The organism is Chamaesiphon sp. OTE_20_metabat_361 (genome assembly GCF_031364565.1).
In genome coordinates, this window is record NZ_JANLWO010000704.1 from 1 (window position 1) to 2,426 (window position 2,426).

3 protein-coding genes are annotated in these 2,426 nt (G+C 49.3%); all 3 read right to left on the reverse strand.

Annotated elements, in window-relative coordinates:
• Positions 1 to 27: 27 nt before the first annotated feature.
• The 3 genes from RMO35_RS19830 to RMO35_RS19840 all read right to left on the reverse strand — a co-directional run bounded on the left by RMO35_RS19830 (position 28) and on the right by RMO35_RS19840 (position 2,290).
• The gene (locus tag RMO35_RS19830) at positions 28 to 906 is read right to left on the reverse strand and encodes a KGK domain-containing protein (RefSeq protein WP_309743468.1); all 879 of its coding nucleotides are present in this window, start codon (positions 904 to 906) and stop codon (positions 28 to 30) included.
• 79 nt (positions 907 to 985) lie between these two features.
• A complete protein-coding gene (gene ccsB, locus RMO35_RS19835; RefSeq protein WP_309743470.1) occupies positions 986 to 1,984 on the reverse strand; it encodes a c-type cytochrome biogenesis protein CcsB in 999 nt (332 codons plus the stop codon).
• A gap of 96 nt (positions 1,985 to 2,080) precedes the next feature.
• Positions 2,081 to 2,290 carry a hypothetical protein gene (locus RMO35_RS19840; protein WP_309743472.1) on the reverse strand — a complete coding sequence of 70 codons (210 nt, stop codon included), beginning with the start codon at positions 2,288 to 2,290 and terminating at the stop codon, positions 2,081 to 2,083.
• Positions 2,291 to 2,426: the final 136 nt, after the last annotated feature.

A 2,426-nucleotide genomic window follows, 5' to 3' on the forward strand; every position in this document is an offset into this window, starting at 1 on the left:
ATTTAATTCATTCCAAACTTCATCAATTTACATCCCTGAATTTTCCGATCTGCCAATATCTTGAAGATTGATAAACTCATCCGCACCATCTGGAATCCCCGGCGACTCGAAACTCAATAAATCTAGATCGTGTTCGGAAAAATCTAGCCCGAGATCGGTCAGATCTAGCTCCATCATGCCATTTGGCGCAGCAATACCGCGATCGTCAGCACCCCCAAATACATAGGCAATCTCATCGAGATTGCTATTGACGGCTCCAGCATCGATCGGCAAATGTTCTTCTGACTCTAGAGTGGTATCCGTAAAATGTGGCGCGGGTGTCGCTGTAGCTACTATCGGGGTCGCGATCGTCGCTACAACTGCCGCTGCTCCCATTGCGGTCATCCCAGCGAGGGGGAGCGAACTGCCTTCGGTTTCCGCCAGAGTTTCGCTGGGGGCGGGGGTAGTTGTTGCCGCAAAATTGCCACGATCGTCGGTTTGGGCAGTTGCCGTTGGGGCGATGACTGCTGTTGGACGATCGTGGCGATCGTCATGACTAGCGGTAGGCGTGGGTGGGGCCGGGACTGCTGATGGGGCGATCGTTGCGCCGAGCGAGGTCGCCGTCGCATTCACCGCTACTGGCTCACTGAGGGCATCTGGCTCGTCGGGACAGAATTCTAAACACAACCTAATCCGCCCCTTTTGCCAGCCCTTAGAGCCAAATCTCAGGGCTTCACAGTCGAGTCCGCGATCGGTGAACCAGGCATTGTTTTCTTCGTTCCAATTCTCGATCGCTTTTTTGAGATGACTTTCGATCGCTTCGTTGAGTTCGCCGACTCGAAAGGTGCGATGACCGCTAAGCACTAATGTATCGTGTTGAACTGAGATAACTTCGCCACTTTCGAGCGACTCAAAGCGATCGTGCATAATAATCTCCACTAAATTCGCGCGAATGTTGATATTTTTAACTGGTTAGCGATCGAGGTATTCGATCGCTAATATCATATTACAGAAACCAACCATAACTGTGTAATCCTTTACCCAGTAAGTTGACACCTAGATAACAAATCCAAACGACGACGAAGCCAAGGGTTGCCAAAATAGCGGGTTTGCGTCCTTGCCAGCCTTTGGTAATTCGCGAGTGCAGATATGCCGCAAAGACCAACCAAGTAATCAATGCCCAAGTTTCTTTCGGATCCCAGCTCCAATATGAACCCCACGCTTCGTTTGCCCAGACCCCACCTGCAATAATCCCGATCGTCAGCAAGGGGAAGCCCAAACCGATGACGCGATAGCTGATATTATCCAAGGTATCGGCGAGACTCAAACGTTGCGGTGTGAGTGTAGCAGTTGCCGTTGTCGGTAATGTCATTACTGCTATGTTACCCATGTCGGCGGTATTAATTGCCATCGGTATGGCAGCTTCGGCAACTTTTTGAGTAGCAAGGCTACTGGTTAGGCGATAACCACTCCCACCAAAAGAGCTACCCCGCAACTCGATGTCCTGTCCGCGCGTGACAAACAAAAAGGCGATTGCCAATACAGATCCCACCATCAAAGTAGCATAAGAGATCATCATTACACTGACGTGCATCATCAACCAGTTTGATTTTAAGGCGGGGACGAGTGGTGCCGAAGCTTGCATCTCATCGGGGAGTTTCAAAGCGGAAAAGGCGGTAATCAGCATCGCTACAGGTGCCGTGACAACGCCCACTAGCGCGCTGCGACTGATGGATTCGGCAAAGAGGTGAACCGCCGTAATCCCCCAAGCTAGAAAGAAAAGCGACTCATATAAATTACTCAATGGGAAGTAGCCAGCTTCGATCCATCTAGCACCCAGAAGGGTTGCCATACACAGATTGGCGATCGCCATCCCTGTAGTACCCAGATTTGGTAAAAATGGCAGGGTGGGGAAAGCGGCACCGACCCAATAAACGAGCATGGTTGCTAGTAAGATCCCAAAGGAGAGGTTGTCCAGTTGATTCTGGAGTGATACTAAGTTCATGTTACAGCTAGATAAAGGTTTTAGATAAATCGATCGGTGGGGATTTGGGCTGATTTATATTTTATTTCCGCTGCCCTAAAGCCTAAAGCCTACCCCTTAGTCTTGCCAGTCGGGAATCACCCACACTGGCGGAGTTGAGAGCTTTTTGAGCCGAGCTGCTTCGGCGATCTCGTGCATTTTATCTAAAGAAGTTTCGTTGATAAATTTGGCAGCCGATTCTAGATGAGCTTGGTTTTGACAGCGATCGGGACGTACGCAGCCGTTAGTGCAAACTTCATCACACTTAATAATCGTATTAGTTTCCACGTCTCAAAGAAATTTTGAACCTCATCAAATATTTTAGCCCAACTAGATTGGGGTGAGGGGGTGAGATCTCCCCGGCTAAACAAAAAGTCAGGAACCAACCTTTAAGGCTGGTTCCTGACTTTGGTTGTTAATCGAT